7 protein-coding genes and 3 pseudogenes are annotated in these 17,015 nt (G+C 35.5%); 4 read left to right on the top strand and 6 right to left on the bottom strand.

Annotated features, from left to right (window positions below; genetic code table 11):
* Positions 1-46: 46 nt before the first annotated feature.
* The 5 genes and pseudogenes from hemA to OM961_RS01450 form a co-directional block, all read right to left on the bottom strand.
* Entirely contained in the window at positions 47-1,255 is a 1,209-nt protein-coding gene (hemA, locus tag OM961_RS01470; RefSeq protein ID WP_264339582.1) for a 5-aminolevulinate synthase, read from the bottom strand.
* Between the two features lie 71 nt (positions 1,256-1,326).
* Positions 1,327-5,073 carry a host RNA manipulator TomO gene (locus OM961_RS01465; protein WP_264339212.1) on the bottom strand — a complete coding sequence of 1,249 codons (3,747 nt, stop codon included), beginning with the start codon at positions 5,071-5,073 and terminating at the stop codon, positions 1,327-1,329.
* Between the two features lie 38 nt (positions 5,074-5,111).
* Positions 5,112-7,007 (bottom strand): molecular chaperone HtpG, encoded by a 1,896-nt coding sequence (htpG, locus tag OM961_RS01460; RefSeq protein WP_182309722.1) that lies wholly within the window; start codon positions 7,005-7,007, stop codon positions 5,112-5,114.
* 110 nt (positions 7,008-7,117) lie between these two features.
* A pseudogene (locus OM961_RS01455) lies at positions 7,118-7,879 on the bottom strand (recombinase zinc beta ribbon domain-containing protein); the annotation flags it as partial.
* 18 nt (positions 7,880-7,897) lie between these two features.
* A pseudogene (locus tag OM961_RS01450) lies at positions 7,898-8,395 on the bottom strand (helix-turn-helix domain-containing protein); the annotation flags it as partial.
* Between the two features lie 113 nt (positions 8,396-8,508).
* On the opposite strand from OM961_RS01450, the pseudogene OM961_RS01445 reads away from it, so the two are divergent.
* Positions 8,509-9,403 (top strand): annotated as a pseudogene (locus tag OM961_RS01445) (Rpn family recombination-promoting nuclease/putative transposase).
* Positions 9,404-9,423: 20 nt separating this feature from the next.
* Positions 9,424-9,963 (top strand): pyrimidine dimer DNA glycosylase/endonuclease V, encoded by a 540-nt coding sequence (locus tag OM961_RS01440; RefSeq protein ID WP_182309724.1) that lies wholly within the window; start codon positions 9,424-9,426, stop codon positions 9,961-9,963.
* A 687-nt stretch (positions 9,964-10,650) separates the two neighbouring features.
* Here OM961_RS01440 and OM961_RS01435 read toward each other — a convergent pair.
* A complete protein-coding gene (locus tag OM961_RS01435; protein ID WP_264339211.1) occupies positions 10,651-12,939 on the bottom strand; it encodes a TomO hydrophobic C-terminal domain-containing protein in 2,289 nt (762 codons plus the stop codon).
* A 376-nt stretch (positions 12,940-13,315) separates the two neighbouring features.
* Between OM961_RS01435 and OM961_RS01430 the strand changes: the two genes are divergently transcribed.
* The gene (locus OM961_RS01430) at positions 13,316-14,812 is read left to right on the top strand and encodes a cytoplasmic incompatibility factor CifA (RefSeq protein ID WP_264339210.1); all 1,497 of its coding nucleotides are present in this window, start codon (positions 13,316-13,318) and stop codon (positions 14,810-14,812) included.
* Positions 14,813-14,874: 62 nt separating this feature from the next.
* The gene (locus tag OM961_RS01425; protein WP_319606712.1) at positions 14,875-16,980 is read left to right on the top strand and encodes a hypothetical protein; all 2,106 of its coding nucleotides are present in this window, start codon (positions 14,875-14,877) and stop codon (positions 16,978-16,980) included.
* Positions 16,981-17,015 lie beyond the last annotated feature (35 nt).

The raw sequence follows: 17,015 nt of genomic DNA, 5'->3' as shown, positions 1-17,015 counted from the left end.
CATGCTGAGATACCGCGAATAAATCGCGGTATGACGTAGGGCTGTACTAGCTATAGCATAAACAGGCTAAAGAGATAGACAACTTCTCAAAAACTTTTACAAGAGATTCTGTTAAATGCTCTATCATTTCATCTGTATGATAAGGTGTAGGGGTAATACGGAAACGCTCAGTTCCTCTTGGAACTGTCGGGTAATTTATATGTTGAACGTATATTCCATACTCATCAAATAATAATTTTGATGCTTTTTTGGATAACTCTGGGTCGCCAATTATTATTGGAATTATATGAGTTTCTGTTAAAATGAAGTTAATTCCTGCATTTCTCAGTGAGTTTTTTACTTTTTCAACGACTTGCTTTTGCTTTTCCCTTTCAATGTTGCTTGATTTTAGGTGTTCAACGCTTGCCTTTGCTGCCGCTGCTAAAACAGGCGACATAGCAGTGGTAAAAATAAATCCTGGAGCGGAACTTCTTATTACATCTACCAAGCTCTTTGAAGACGCTATATACCCACCCATCACTCCAAAAGCCTTTGATAGTGTACCTTGAATAACGGTTATTCTATCCATCAGGCCTTCTCTTTCTGCAATTCCGCCACCATGTGAACCATACATGCCAACTGCGTGCACCTCATCCAAATAGGTAATTGCATTATGTTGATCTGCAAGATCGCATATTGCTTTAAGCGGCGCTATATCGCCATCCATTGAATATACGGATTCAAGTGCTATTATCTTTGGTGTTTTTGTGTCTACGGACTTTAACAACTGCTCTAAGCGATCAACATCATTATGTCTAAATATATGTTTTGGCCTTTTTCCTGATTTTATGCCTTCTATCATCGAAGAATGGTTCTTCTCGTCTGAAAAAATTACTACACCAGGAATAACAGACGATAAAGTGCTAAGTGTTGTCTGGTTAGCGAGGTAGCCACAAGCAAAAGTTAAAGCAGCCTCTTTTTTATGCAAACAAGCTAAGGATTTTTCCAGTTCGACAACCTCTTTTGTTGTACCAGATATATTTCTTGTTCCCCCCGCACCAATTGATGAATTTTGAATAGCAGCAATAACTTTCTCGTTCTGCGACATTCCCAGATAATTATTACTGCACCAGACGATTACTTCCCTATTTCTTTCATAGTCCATAATGTGGGGGAGCCTACCTGGCAATGACGCAAAGTGCGTAAATTCACGGTAGCGCCCCTCATCTTTTATATCTTTGATTTTGTTTAAGAATATTTCTTCGTAGTTTACCAAGTTTTTATTCACTAATAATTAATACAATTATAATAAATTATTAAACGATAGACTACTATATTTATTCATCGTCAGCTACAGCAAGGTGTAATTTTTTGCATATCATCATTAACCCTTTCGACCTTATCGTTTTCAATTAAGGTTTTAGGCCTATAGCAGTAGGTAACTATAGCTACAATAAGACAACAAGCTCCAACTGCTATCCCCACTGCTAACATTTCTAAGTAAACAGAGATAGCTATCGAAGCTACTGCAGCCACGACTAGTGTTGAAACAACTATAGTAGACAATGTGCTTTTTTTGATATTCTGTGGAGAATCATTATCTTCTTCACTTGGATCATTATCATTTTCTATATCTTTCATGAGAGGCTTGTGATCATCCAGAGTTATAGTGGAAGCACTATTAGATTGACTTATCACCATACCTATAGACTGCACAGATACACTACTATCATCCACCCCTTTGCTATTCTGCTCTAGATTATCGGCAGGTAGTTGATCACTACCATTCTTTGACACTACACCTACACTACTATCACCTGCACTTTGCAAATTAGTATTACCTTTTTCACTTGAATCATAACTCTGTACCATAGGTTGAGCTTCCAGCAAAAGTACACCATTTTGATTACTTGCAACTTCATCAGTATCTTCACTAATAGTTTCAACCAGACAACTCACATCCCCTGAAACCTGCGCATCAACATGAATAACACGCTCTCTATCCACAAAGGATAATACTGTGCTATTGTCCACATAGCCGCTGCTTTGTAAACTCACACCACTTTTTTCCACTTTATTGTTTTCAGTATCACTACTCACAGGAGTTACCTGATCACTTATAGTAGCGCTAACATCTTGTATATCTTTATTGTTTTGATTATCAGACTGTCTACCATTACTTTGAACATTATTCACTTGTCCAGAATTTTCTTTAGCTACTAAAGGTGTTGGCACTGATTTTGGTTGTGGCTCTTGTTTATCACTATCACCTTCAAGCGTAGAACCATCCTTACTATTTGTTGTACCTAACATAGATTCTTCTGCATCATAAAAAACTTCATCACTTAGAGAAGCTTGTTTTTCCTCATCGCTATCAACTGATAACACGGTAGCACTTTTACTTTGAGGAACAAGAGCGTCCTGTGTACTTAAACTTTCAATATCATCCGTTTGTTCTGGAACTGGAGTCTCAGAAACTTCTTGTTGCTCTTGAGTATTAGAAGGCTGTGCCTTAAGTTTTGCACTTTCTTCTGGTACATGTTCAGCAGGTTGAGCATGAGCTTGTTTTTTCTCATCATCAATATTAACAGGAGCTTCGTGACTACTTGTAGTAGCGCTAACATCAGTTACTGATGATACAGCAGCCTTAGCATCAGTTCCAATGCTTTTGATCTTTTTTTCAAGAAAATCTCTAGTTTTTAAGAGTGTGTTTCTCTGATCAATGCATCTTTGCTTCTTAGTAGGACCTGGATTGATAATGTTCTCCTCCTCCTCCTTCTTCTTTTGAATTTCAGCATTTACTTTGTCTATGATACTCTTCAAAATAGGTTCATCTTTTATATTATTCCTTTTTAAGTAACTCTCCATCGTCTTAGGAATGTAGATAGCATTCAACAATTTCTGCTCTGTGCTGTTTTTATTTCTAGACATTTTCTGCTTTGTACTTTTTTTATCTCTAGACATTTTACCCCCCCTATAATCATTATCTATAGCTTCTTCTATTGAAGCCTCTTCATTGTTCATAATATTTTCTCGTCTGTCCACATTTTCTTGTGGTTGTTGACTGCCAGTACTTTCAAGTCCTGGATTTTCTGATAGAATGTCACTTGTTATAACTGGAATTTCTAATTCATCTGCAACGTTATTACTTCTTTTTCGTATTATAAAAGTTCCAGGAGTTTGGCACATTTCATCCCACAAATCTTGACGTTCATGACAGGAATATTTTTGCACATCAATAGAAAATTGCAGAATATTTCTAATTTGCATTAAACTGAATATTAGATCAATATTCTTTTGACGTTTATTGTCTTTTGGATCTTTAGTGTATTCATCATACACTATGCAAGCAGTCTGAACTAATCCATTTACAATACCTGGAAGACGGCTGTTATATTCACGTAAAGCTTCAGATTGCAATAATTTGTTTTCCTTTTCCAGATCTTCTATGCGCTTTTCTATGCTAGATTTAAAAATCTTACACTCCTCTTGAAAAATTACGTTAATTGCACCCTCTTCTGTGTATAAGTAACATACTTCCTTGACTAAGGAGTAATCTTCTTGGCCTATTGAGTAGTGTGTTGCATTTTTCAGTATATTCTGTATGACCGGCCTAATCACTTGCTCATTATGTGATACGTTTTGATGGATTTCTTTAGTGTAAAAAAGCACCTCGACTATAACGTCTGTGTTTGTGTATTCAACATTAGACAATGCAATGAGGATTGATTCGTGTATGTTATCAAATTCGTTATTTTTAAATTTTTGATTGAGATAGCCGATAACATCATTGCTGCATTTAGCACATTTTTCACACAAGTGCTCGATAAATGCAATATTACCAGCATCCAATGCAGTTTTCAGAATTAAATCATAAATTTCTTTTCTGCCACGAGCTCCTATGTTTTTCAGGATTTGTTGCCCTAGTATTGTAATAACTTTATCATCCGCAAATGCTTGTTCATATACATCATAAATGGCATGATCTGCACTATTAGTGTATCGTTTGCACAGGTATTCAATGACAGATGTGTGTTCCTGGCTTATCGCAGTTTCTAATAAAGTAACAAAACTCTTTTTTAATAACTCTTCTGTTGAGGCTTTTTTAGTTAGCTTATTAATATATCTTTCAAATGCACCCAGCACTATCGTGATGAATTCTTCATTTTTGATCAGAGACGCTGTTTCAAGCACACCATACAAAGAATCAGGATTACTTGTTTTTAACACCTGTCCAAAATCTCTTAAAACGTATTCGACAAAAACTGCATTTAATAATTCTTGCTCTTTTCTTAATGCTATAACTGAGAAAAAACCAATCTTATTAGGTTCGACAAGTTGTATAGTTTGATCTTTTAATCTTCCATAAACTCCATCGGTACCATGGAATTTTTCTATAAAAGCTTCAATATATTTTTGACCACCAACAAGGAGAGGTAAAAGACTTAAATTTCCTTCAGCAAAAAGAAAATCCTGATATTGCTCTACTAGCTTGTCATTAGCTGCAATTGCCAATAGTACCAATTCTTTTACTGAATAATCATACTTGAAACCCTCTTGATCAAATTTATATTGTGATAGTACATTTGAATATATATGTTGATGGTTGCTTCCGTTTTGTAACTCCAAATTAAGTTGATTTGAACAGAAATCTTTGAGATTTTCATTATCCAGCGTAATAGACCTGCCTTCATAATCTTCAATATTTTGTACAACCTTGTCTAATTCTTCACAATTATCTTCTTGTATAGCTTGATTTAAGATATTTATAATCTCAGCAAAAGTTAAGTTTTTAGGAATGATACCATATGAATCTTCATCTTTTAACTCTACAGTAAACGACCTATCACAACCATCAGGAAAGTTTGCAAGTATTGCATTCTCTAAACTTAGATCTTCAGGGGGTGTGCTACATGGAGTAGCTGGTATCTCTTGACTTTCGCTATCTAAAACTTCAAACTCTTCTTCAATACCTGAATCTTCAGAATCTGGTTTTTCAAAACCATGCCAACTTTTGATTAATCTTTCAGAATTTGATTGGCCCTGTGAAGTTGTATCTTGTGATACAAAGTCTCTAAAATTGGAACCAAACATGTTTTACCTCCTAACTAGCAGCTAAGCTAAGTATAGCATTAAACAGAAATCTTGCCAAGCAAATTATTCAGTCTCTTAGCAAAGCTGCTCGCGTCATCCATCTCTTCGCCTTCCACGATGCAAGCTTGGTAAAACAATAAGTGAACCATGTCCTCCAATGTTGGGTTTTCACCACTTTCAGCATAAGATTTCATTATACTCTTTATTACAGGATGCTTAGTGTTAATTTCAAGCACCTTTGGCGTGCGGTAATTTAGCTGCTTTTGTTCACGCAAAAAACGCTCCATGCGAAGATCCATAGCACCTTCATCAACCGCTAGGCATACGGGACTATCAGTCAATTTTTTGGAAATTTTTACGCTTTTTACTGAATCTCCAAGCACTGTGGTAAAATATTGCAATATAGTTTCCTCAGTTTTTTCTTCATTCGATTTGTTTTCTTCATTTTTCTTATCTTCTTCTGAAGAGAATTTTTCCAAATCAACATCAGCGCGAGTCACAGACTTAAACTTTTGATCTTTATATTCATGAATTACACTAGTCCAGAAATCATCCACTGGATCAACGAACAGAAGAACCTCCAGCCCTTTACTGACGAACCCCTCAAGTTGCGGACTGTTTTTCACTGAATCGAGGCTATTTCCGGTGAGATAATAGATATGTTCCTGCTCAGGCTTCATTCTGCTTATATAGTCATCAATGCTGACTAATTTCTCATCACCAGTACTATGAAATCTGCAAATTGAGAGTAGTGCTTCTCTCTCATCAGTTGGCATAGCTTCACAAAGACCTTCCTTTAAAACTGCACCAAAATTGGTCCAGAATTTTGTATATTCCTCTAAATTCTCTTTTGCTTTTTTACCGAGCTCTGATATCACACGCTTAGTGAGAGATTTTCTGATCTGCTCAACAACACGATTATTCTGCAGCGTTTCTCTGCTGATATTAAGAGGCAAGTCCGGTGAATCAACCACGCCTTTCAGAAAACGCAAGTATTGTGGTATAATCTGTACGTTATCTTCAGTGATAAATACTTTATTTACATATAACTTCACAGAGCAACGTCTATCTGGATGGAATAAATCAAAAGGTTTTATAGAAGGAACATAAAGCAAATTTGTATATTCTATTGCACCTTCATTTTTATTATGCAATATCATCCAGGGCTCCCCGCCAACGTGAGCAACACTGCGGAAAAAATCGTTGTGCTCCTCTTGAGTAACGTCATTTTTTGGCTTAGTCCAAATTGCAGCCTTACTGTTTAACTTTTCACTTTTTCCTTCTTCGTCTATAAATTCAACAGGAAAATTTATGTGATCAGAGTAAGTAGTGACAATATTTTCAACACGAAATTTATCTAAAAACTCGTTTTCTTCAGGATGCATAATGAGCGTAATTTTGGTTCCGCGAGGGACTTGATTATCTGACTTGCTGATTGAATATTCCCCATCTCCTTTGGATTGCCAGATCCAAGACTCCTCTTCTCCAGCTTTTCTCGATTCTACTATTACTTCTGATGCAACCATAAAGCTTGAGTAAAAACCAACACCAAACTTCCCAATCAGCTCCACAGTTTGGCTTGAATCCTTGCTATTCTTAATCGCATCCAAGAACTTTTGCGTACCAGAGCTTGCAATTGTACCAAGATTGTCTATTAAATCCTGTCTATTCATTCCAATGCCATTATCAGTGATATATAGCTCGTTCTTATCTTTATTGGAGCTGATAGTGATTTTTAATTCGTCACTCAAATCTAGCAAATTAGGGTTTAGTTGAGATTCATAGCGCAACTTATCACATGCATCTGATGCATTTGATATTAATTCACGCAGAAAAATGTCTTTATTGGTGTAAAGTGAATGAATCACTATATTCAGTACTTTCCCTACCTCAGCGTCAAATTTTAAATTTTCAGTTTCTTGTACATTATGCATTTTGAGCTCCATTATTTTCCTACTACCCTAATAATTTAAGTATTGAATCACGATCTTTCAAGGTCACGTACACCAAAATTAATGTGGGTGTAGTTATTATGACACCCAATTTATGGGATCTCTTGCATAACAAACTTTTGGCAGCGCATTGGATGAAACGAAAAACTTCCTTGACACCCTTCGCCAGCCCCCTTATCATGACGTCCAGTACAATGTTGCAAATTAAAAATCTCTCCATCCTGTGCTGGTTCTTCGATTCTAAACGCCACTTCTACCTGGTCATAACCAATCTGAATTCGTTCTACTAATGCTTTAATGATGCCACGCTTAGTTTGCCAATCTAGCTGTTCCAAATTAGATTTTACACTGGAATAAAGACTCTTTATACTGTTGATGATAAGGTTCATTCCCTTCTCTATTGCTTTTTGATCAACTACCTTTTTCTTCTCTTCTTCTATCCCTCTTAAGCGTTCCCTCATTCCTTTCATCGTCTGTTTAAATTCTTCCTCACTTATATATCCTTTATCTCCTACATTTTCTTGACTATAATAGTCTTCCATTAACTTTTCGATGCCTTGTTTTATTTGATTTTCCCTTCTTGCAAACTTCTTATCTGATGATTCATCATTTTTATTTTCTGCAATTCTACGGTGATACTCATTTTTTATTATCTCTGGGTTTTTTAGTAAATTTTTCACCTTTTCCCATATAGCTGTTTCTAACATATCTGTACGGACCAATTTATTAGTACACTTCTCCCTACCATCAGTAATACGTATAGTACTACTACAGCGATAATAGCTAAACTTTTTTCCTTCAACTCCACATTGTGCACCACTATACGCATATCCACAGTTTTGACACACAACTAGACCTTGTAATAGATATTTCTTTTTTCCTATTTGGCAGTAGATAGAACCAACTTTTTCTTCAACACATTCATCAGCAGAGAGACCTATTGTTTTTGCAACAATATCAACAGAAATTCCTTCTTTAACCAAACCCTTTGCAATTTTTATTCTCTCCGTTTTTTTACTACTTTTCTCACTAATTTGAACAAACTTGGTTAGTAAACAAAATATCTTACGTAACTCTTGATCATTAATCTTTTTATATTCTCTTACTAAATTTAATATTTCTTCCCCCTCATCTTCAAGACAGATTTTTTCATTTGATACAGGAATAAGATCCTTAATATTAATTGATAATATCTCTGCCATAGCGTATAACTTCTCAATCGAAATTTTACGTGTTCCTTTTTCATATTGTAGTACTATTTGATACGTTACGCCGATTTTCTCCGCTAAATCTTTTTGAGTATAACCTCGCTTTAACCTCCAGCTCCTTACTTTTTGCGCTATTTGGTACCTTATCGAGATATTTGCCATAAATATTATATAGGTTAATACTACAAAATAAAGATATACAAAATGTTTGCATTTTAGTTGAATATTTCTTCATAATTGTGTATAATTATCAATGCTTTTTAACTTACTTTCTCATGGCTCTTTCTAAGTTTCTTGATCCAAAATTCGACCTGTCCTTTAAACGAGTGTTTGGCACTGAGAAAAATAAGAATATCCTTATTCACTTCTTAAATGACATCTTAGGTTTTACTGGGGTTAACGCTATTCAAGATGTTGAGTTCCTTAGCACTATTATGGATCCTGAGATTGCTTCTGATAAACAAAGCATTGTTGATGTTCTTTGTAAGGATTCATATGGAAATAGGTATATTGCGGAAATGCAACTCGCTCGTGATAAAGGCTTTGAAAAACAGTCAATTATATGCTGCTAAGGCTTACTCAAGGCAGGCTGATAAAGGTGGTAAGTACATTGATTTAAAGAAGGTTTTCTTTATTGCTATTTCCAATTGTAATTTATTTCCTGATAAGCTTGATTATATATCTAGCCATACCATAAGAGATGAAAAAACTAACGAGCATGACTTAAAAGATTTTCAATTTATCTTTATTGAGCTGCCAAAGTTTCCTAAGAGTAAAGAAGAGCAGCTAGAAAATGTAGTAGATCGTTGGCTATTTTTCTTTAAATATGCAGAAGAAACAACTGATGAAGATTTAAGGAAAATAGCAGAAAAATCACCAATAATAAAGCTAGCATATGATGAGTTAGGTAAGTTCCATTGGAATGAGAAGGACCTATTAGCTTATGAAGAAAGGGTAATGGATCTACAGAAAGAAGCTGCTATCTTGGAACAAAAACTCGATGATGCTACTGAAAAAGGTAGAGAAGAAGGCATCCTTATCGGACATAAAAAAGGCAGAAAAGCAGAGAAAATTGAGGTCGCAAAGAATCTACTAAAAGCAGTTGTTTCCATTGATATTATAGCTCAAACTACTGGTCTTACAGTTAACGAAGTCAAAGACTTAATTTGATTTTATCTTTTGACACCTAGATGAACATCTTTGTACTAGATGAAAACCCAGTAATTGCAGCACGAATGTTATGCGATAAGCATATAGTGAAAATGCCATTAGAAACTGCTCAATTACTCAGTAATGTTTTTTCAACAGCGTTAAAAGCACCAAACCCTTTTGTCAGTATCACAAACCAAAATATAGAAGTTCCATATAAACTTACTCACAAAAACCATCCTTGCTCTTTATGGGCTAGACAGTCAAAAGGGAACTTTTTCTGGTTAATAAAATACGGAAGGGAGCTGTGCAAAGAGTATACTTGGCGATATAAAAGAAAACATAAATCAGAAGAAGTTATAGATTGGTGTGATAGTAATAAGAATTTGCTTGTTTTTCAATCAACCGATATAAAGCCTTTTGTACAGGCGTTACCAGATCAATATAAGTCTAGTCATTCAGTAAAAGCTTACAGAGAGTACTACCTAAAAGAAAAGATGAGGTTTGCTAAGTGGGAAAAGGGTAGAGAAGTACCGGATTGGTTGCTAAGAAGAATAGTACGGCTGAAAAGCCGCAAATAAAAAGAACGCCTTAATTAGTAGAGAGGAAGGTGCATAAAAACTAAAACATCTTCTCACTTTAACTCTTAATTAGATTTGAGGTAAATTATTAAAATCCCCACTCTTTCAACTAAGCTTGATCAAATTTAAAGATGGGAGTTTATTGAATACCTTACATGGCCAAGCCATTTAAAACTCTCCAATTTTACCCAATTGATAGTAATTTCAAGTTTATGTCTGCTGCTCAAATCTAGGCACATGCTGATTGCTCTTTTTTTATCCTAGTCCATAATTCTGGTTATCAGTACTGCGACCCAGAGGTACTCCAACATCACTAACTTCAGAAGAGCAAAGTACTCTGATAATCTGGAACTTCAAAGGAAGGTCTCGATATTACCTCTTTTATAACCTACCGAAAAGCTTAGTTCAGAACATAAACTAATCCCTTGATACGACTACTTTGCTGTTCTCTCACTATCATGCACAAAGAAATCTTGCTAATTTTTCTACTAAATTTGGTCTTTTCTTCATCTATATCTCCTTCTACACCTAGAATTTATTCACTAATCCCCTATTCTCTAGAGAAATAAGTAATGTTCTATATCACCGTCAGAGATTAATCTGCCGCACCGATAACTGATAGACCTTTTTATCTTCCCCCTTATCTCTTTTCTTGAGGTGAGTAAAACAATATATTTTTCCACATAGTTATAAGCTGGGAAACATAAAAACAGCTTCATGATCAGCCATTTTAAAAGTTTGATCAAGTTGAATATTCCTAAGCGTCGTACTTGCCTTATACGAACAATAACATCCCAATGTAAGGAGAGTCAATGCAGTAAAAGCAAGTGTAATAGATACTCCTAAATGAGACGTTGTTAAACTTATACCAACAGCAAATGCTCCAGATAATATAAAAGAAGAAGCAGCATAAATTATTTGCTTTCTACTCTGAGCTCTTGCTTCTGAGAATTGAGATTTTACTGCTGAACTTTGTTCAGAGACTCGAGATAGGTTACTAGTCCTTTTACTATAACCTTGTTTTACATTAACACCCACAGACTCAGTGACAACTTTTGAATCCATCTCATCCCGGATTAATATATCAGGATTTTCCTGCTGTTCATTAGTTAGAATAAGCTCATTATACAAATTTTCTCCAGAGCAAAAATGTGAGGGATCGATACTCAAGCATTCTTCAATGACTTCTAATCGTTCTATATTTCTTCGTAATATACTATTTGCTAATAGCAATCTCTTACATTGTGTCCCTTTTGCATCTATCTCTTGTTGCAGCTTTAATATTTTAATTTCATAGTCTTCACGTAACTCAGCTTTTCCTTCCGGTATATCTGCATTCTCCACTTGTATACACGAATCTTTGGTTTCTCCTTTTGTCTTTTCCGCTCTGAGCACATACTCATAATCATCTTCTAACCCATTTATTTTTTGCCTTAATCGTTGATTGTTCTCATTCAGACCATTTATAACTTCCTGCATCTTTTCTTTTTCATCAAATAGCAATTGCTTTTCTTCTTTCGCTGTAGCAAGTTTTTCCTTAAGTTTATCATTTTTGTCTAGAAAACCCTTATTCTCCTCTTCAAGCTCATCTACTTTTTTCTGTAACTCTTGAACCTTTTCATCTAAAGATTCATTCATCTGCTCCAATACCTTCAATCCTGATTCAATAGGCATGTTTTTAGGATAATTTTGTGCTGATCCGTTATTACAATCTCTGAAAACTCCTTCTACAACATCTATCAAAACTCGCATATTTATTTCAAGATCTATTGCTTCTTTACTTAGTGAAGTATTACTCTGCTGTTCTGCGATTTCTTTGATTTTTACCAAATTACTTACTACTACCTCCATAGGCGCAACAATTTTACTCATGCCACTTACGCCGAACTCATTACTCAGACCTGCATTACTAGTATAATCCTCACCAGTGGTAACTAGGTTAGATGGATTGGCAGGGGGTTTAATCGGGGTACTCGTATCAACAGAAGCTCCAAATGGCATGAACAGGCGACTTCGGCTGCTCTCAATCGATCTACCTAGTGAAGGTATATCACTATTATAAAGTGTTCTATCATCACTAGAGGCAACTTGCTCTTGTCTATAATTTGTAGAAGTTTCTGTTGAACTAGTACCATTTTTCTGATCTTTTCTACTGCTTTCATTCATAAAGCGATTCACCTCCATTACTGTTCTAACGTTCTTTCCAAGTTCTTCCCTTTCGGTTATAACATGAGATTCATTTTTTGCATAGTTCGTTTCGTCATATATTTGTTTATATCCTCCGTAAGATAATATCGGTTGTAGCACCTTATTCTCTACTGCCTCATCGTAGAAAATCCTCAGCTTATCACTTGATAGTATTGCCGTAGCTTCTTCTACCCCAGAATGCAATTGAGAACTTTTATTCTTGCATGAATTAACATGGTTCAGTAGAAAAATCTTAACAGAGTTTTGTTTGTATTCACTAAGCTCCTCTAATGTAATCCCCATAACTTCTTCTTTTGATTTTATGTACCCTAGAGCGTTTTCAAAGTCTTGCCTGTTAGAGGTGAGAGGTTGAGCTTTTTTTAACTTTTTAATCTTACTCCATTTTGGATTTATACCATTAACTTCAACAACTGGGGCAACACTTACAGAGTCAATCTCATTAAACACAATACCGTGATTATCTTGATCCTTCAGGAAAGCTTCTAGCTGTTTTTTAAATTCCAGTAAATTACTTAATTTACTTTCAGTAGTTTTAGACTTTGTGATTTGATCATTAACGTTCTTAGCTGCCTGGTTGTTCTTTTCATCAGTCATTATTTTCTTTTTTAATTTACCAAAGAGTTTGTCCCGTAGTTTTTTAAGTTCCTTATTATCATTACTAAATATATTGTTCATCTTGTCTTGAAAATCTCCTTTTCCTTTAAACCCCAAAACAGTATATAGATCTTCTTCACCACTCTGCTGATCGGATTTTGTATTTACAACCATAACCTTACCTAACATTAACGTAACAGAGCAGATACTGCTGAACAGAACTTAAGAGCGAGGTTAAAACCCACTTAGTTAAAGCCACCAGCACTTCTCCGGTTAATTGTATCAATATACTTCTGAAAACAACATATCTATTGACCTTATTCTTGGGAATATAAATAGCGCAATGTCAAAAAGTGCATCACCTATGGTCTCCAAAAAAAACTTAGTGGTAGCTGTTAAATCAAGATTTCCAGAAGATACCCAATAATTCCAGACATATCTCTCCAGGCCTATTTGTATATAAAATAGGTCTTTTTGGAGTAGTTAGGTATTGTAACTTAGTTACAAATTTAGTACCATAGCGTTGTTTTCATGATATAGGGAGGTTTAAATGCCAATAGAAACAGAGCGTCACGCTGCGGTACTTAAAAAACTACAAGATGTGATAAAACACGAAAATCCTGACATTGTGGCTGGAAGGAAGTTAGCTATTAAAAGGTGGGTCGAGACCTATGTAGATCACATAAAATGCTTTAAGGATGATAAGCTGGAGTTTTTGTGCCTCATATTCAAAGATGAAGGTTGCTGGGTAAAGTTAGATAAAGACAAGCCAGGTACAAGGTTAAATAATACTTTTTTGCGTGAAAGGGTTACTGAAGAAAAAATAGATGAAAGAGATAATTCGCTTCGCATAAGAATAGATAATCCACTCCGCAGATACGAGATGGCTTGTAGTTACTGTGTGGTAGATAAAATCCATCAGCTCTTTGAAGAAAGATTTAAAGCTTATAAAAAAAGGGTTCCTTCTGGTGCATTTAAAGGCAAAACTGAAACTGAAATTAACGAATACGTACGAAAATCCCTGTTAGGTAGTATGAAGAGAAATGGTGATGTATTTAACTTCTGGATCGATAAAGAATCTGGGGAATTAAAGCAACCTAGTAATGCAGAAGAGGGTTTTGACAGTGCTGTAAAACTTAAGTGGAGTGAAGGAGTAGAGTATTTTTATAATCTGTTGAAAGAAGAAGATAAAGAAAAGAAGCTCACAGAAGCTATTCTTGCTCTGTCCCGCGTTCAATCTGTTGAGAAAGATGCTCCTATTTTAGATTTTTGTGTAAATAACATAACTGATAAAGGCGTTCTTTTACAAAGATTGCTACGAAAAGATAAGGGAGTGTATGCTCTTCTTGCTGAATTAATAGACTCATGTTTTTTTGATACAGTTCATGATTTGATGCAGTGCTGGTGTTATAGAGGACTTTTAGAACAAGGAGATCATTCGGACAAGATATTCTCACAGCGAGAATATGAAGTTCTTCTTTCATCAATTTCAAATGTAATGTTGAAAAATCCTGAGTCAAGTGTTCAAGCAAGATCTCTTATTATGAAGATTTGGGAGTGTGATAGACTGAGTGAATACAAAAAGGCTGCTGTTAATACTTCTAATTATACAGTTCACATAAGTGGTATGCTTGCAGGATTAATAGTCAATTGGAAACGAGAAGATGTTTGTAAGCCTGATGGGAAAGAAGAAATAAAAAATATAATCTTATTTGCTCGAGATTCCTTTCCTGAAAAGTTTTCACTTTTTAAAGAAGTCATGATAGAAAATCTTAGATTATGTGGCAGAGAAGGAAAGAAGGAAGGTATGGACTACGTCAAGTTAGCAGAAGAGTTATTGTTTTCTAAGTTAGAGAGAGAACCCTTACCTGCTAGGAATGGTGGTTCCAGAGTAATAGTAGAAGCTGAAGATCCCAGTTTTTCTCGTTCTCCCATAAGACATGATGCTTCTGGTGATGGGCCAGGGTCCGAGCTTGAATCTCCTGATGTGAGTCCTTCTGGTTCTCCTGAGAGGAAAAAGCCCTTTACGCCTAGTGGTAATAAGTAGTCTTTCATCAATGTAAGTGGTTTTTCTGGTCCTAGTAAATAGAGAGGTGTTTTGCGTCTTTAGTGAGAAGTTTAGTAGATAGAGATCTTGAGGGTTTTAGACGAGAATTTGAGTCTTTTCTAGATCGTTGTCCATTTTTCTTGCATCATGTGGGTGTAGGTCGTTTCCTTCCTATATTCTTTTTTAGTATGTTTGCTACTGCACATGATGCTGGAATTTTAAGAACAGATGAAAAAGTATATTTTCGTTTTGATAATCATGGTGTTAATCCGCGTACAGGCAGAAATAGAAATACAGGAAACCTAAAAGTTGCTGTTTTGACTCGTAATCTTGACGGACAGCAGGTTGTAAGATGTTACAGCATTTCTGACGTCCCTAATAGTGATGGGTTAAGGTTCAGTACAAGGGAAAGAGATGCTCTAGTGCGAGAGATTAGACGGCAAAATCCAAATTTAATGGAAGAACACCTAAGCTTTGAGCAATACAAAGTATGCATGCATGGAAAGGGCAAGGGTCAGGGAGAGAGAATTTCAACAGTATTTGAAGTGATTCGTGAAGAAGATCATGAAGGTAGAAGTGAATTTGGCGAATATTCAGCATCTGAGGTTAATTATATTAGACGAGAAATTTTACATGATCATAGAGTGAACATTCGTCACTTAAGACGAGAAATAAGAAGACTTGATAGACATGACAGAGTTGCGGCAGGACTTAGACGCGCCAGAATAAGGCAAGGACTTGATAGAATCATTACTTTTGCACAAGTAGCACCAGGTCAACAACGAATTGACAATTTTATAGAGATGATAGCAGGAAACGAAAGGCAAGATGTAAGAGATAGAATGTACGAAGAAATTTTGCCATACATAACTCGAATCTATCGTCGTTACGCAGACAGACTAGAAAGTGATATTAGAAATCGCAATCAAGAATTTGAGGGTCACGGATTTTTATTAGGGTTTTTAGCAAATTTTAGTCATCTCCACACGATAGATATTGACCTTGACTTGTCTACTGAAAATTCATGTGTTGTTTTCCTTGTACATCGTCAAGAAGAGAGAGAAAACATTCCTATCGTTATTAATGTTATTGGATGGAGGACGCCTTCTGGTGCTGCATTAAATCGCGCTAGAGGTAATGCTAAGAGATTACATACTTCTTCATTTATACCTGTTCATACTGAATCAGGATATGCTGTTTGTGTTGGATTAAATTTTAATCCATATATAGATCTAGATCCTTTTAGTGTTGATACAGTAGAACTTCAACAGGATAGATTTCCTTTAGTAGAAAAATTATTTGAGCGTGTACGAAATAGACAAGACAGACAAATTCAAGAGGAAACTAGAAATTTTTTACTACATCATCTTCCACGCGAAATACCAATAGATGAAGGTAATCGCGATAGGAGATTTGATTATATGACTGGTTTTGCTTTTGGGAGTAGTGCTTTTGATATACACCCTGTACGACTAGAAGAAGATGATGAAGCATATGTAACAAAATACATATTTAGATACAATAATCAGAATTTAAGAAGAAGCGTTTTAACTATGGTCTTGCATGCTCAAGATTCTGATGTAGTTATACTTCATATTAGAGCCAGCAATGATATACAACTAGAGGCAATCCGTTTACCACAAGATAATATTGCTGCTGTGGGTGTAGTGACATACACACTTAATGATCGATCTGGAATAAATTCTAATGCAGTTAGATTTAATACACCGGAAGATTACCTGCTGGGGAATAGAGGTGATTTGCTTGGTGATCAGCTTGTAGAAATTCCCAATGCTGAAAATGTACATGGTATTTTAGAGGGAGTTATGAATGATGACTGGCAAGATGGTGCTCAGCACGGAGAACTATTTACGGCTATTTCCAGAGTATTAATGCCAGAAGATATGAATGGTAATGCAATAATAGATGTAGATAGCGAGGACAAGTTTCGGTCTATATTGCATGGTGTATTTTATACTTGTGACAATCCTGATAAAGTGATTGCTGGGTACAAGGTAGGTCAAACATATAGTTCCGATATAAGAATGGTAGGAGGAATAGTGGAGCGAGCAAATACAAGAGTTGCAGAGCATAGATTAGATCTCCTATTATTAAGGCAACCTACAGAGAATGATTCAGATACCATACGCGTCAAGTTAAGGAAATAAAGGTATGAAAGAGATAGAATAATAAGGTATAAGTT

This window comes from Wolbachia endosymbiont (group A) of Cydia splendana (assembly GCF_947179475.1).
GTDB classification, from domain to species: domain Bacteria; phylum Pseudomonadota; class Alphaproteobacteria; order Rickettsiales; family Anaplasmataceae; genus Wolbachia; species Wolbachia pipientis.
Note: the sequence above shows the minus strand (reverse complement) of the source record. Positions and strands in the feature narration are given on the sequence as shown.

Bases quoted from the DNA above. Each gene is read 5' to 3' on its own strand.
- OM961_RS01465 (WP_264339212.1), bottom strand. From the start codon at position 5,073: ATGTTTGGTTCCAATTTTAGAGACTTTGTATCACAAGATACAACTTCA.
- OM961_RS01430 (WP_264339210.1), top strand. From the start codon at position 13,316: ATGCCAATAGAAACAGAGCGTCACGCTGCGGTACTTAAAAAACTACAA.
- OM961_RS01440 (WP_182309724.1), top strand. From the start codon at position 9,424: ATGAACATCTTTGTACTAGATGAAAACCCAGTAATTGCAGCACGAATG.
- OM961_RS01435 (WP_264339211.1), bottom strand. From the start codon at position 12,939: ATGGTTGTAAATACAAAATCCGATCAGCAGAGTGGTGAAGAAGATCTA.
- htpG (WP_182309722.1), bottom strand. From the start codon at position 7,007: ATGCATAATGTACAAGAAACTGAAAATTTAAAATTTGACGCTGAGGTA.